1 protein-coding gene is annotated in these 450 nt (G+C 72.2%); it reads left to right on the top strand.

Annotated elements, in window-relative coordinates:
• A partial coding sequence (locus AC2JF9_RS09265) for a ketoacyl-synthetase C-terminal extension domain-containing protein (protein ID WP_500727188.1) occupies nt 1–450 on the top strand: 450 nt, incomplete at both ends.

Here is a 450-nt window from a genome sequence, read left to right as displayed (position 1 = left end):
CTGCCGCCCTCCATCCATTTCAGCGAGCCGAATCCCGAGATCCCGTTCGACGAGCTGAACCTCGAGGTCGCGACGGAGCCGACGCCGCTCGCCCGAACGGACGAGCCGCGCTTCGCCGGCATCAACTCCTTCGGCTTCGGCGGCACGAACGCGCACGTCATCCTCAGCGACCCGCCCCGCGTCCCGGGGCCGGCGAAGCGCTATGTCGGCGGCACCGACCGGTTCGCGATCACCGGGGCGAGCCGGGCCGCCGTTCTCGATCTCGCGCGGCAATACGCGAGCCGTCTTGCTTCCGCCTCGCTCGACGAGGCCCAGGAGGTCGCGGCCGCCGCGGTGCACCGGCGCGAGCTCCTCGGCGAGCGGGTGGTTCTCGAATGGCGCTCGCCGCGCGACCTCGCCCGCAAGCTGGAACGGATCGCGGACAAGGAGGACGACGTCCCCGGTGCGACC

It is taken from the genome of Lactobacillus sp. C449L (genome assembly GCF_059900815.1).
This window is presented reverse-complemented; position numbering and strand designations above follow the sequence as displayed.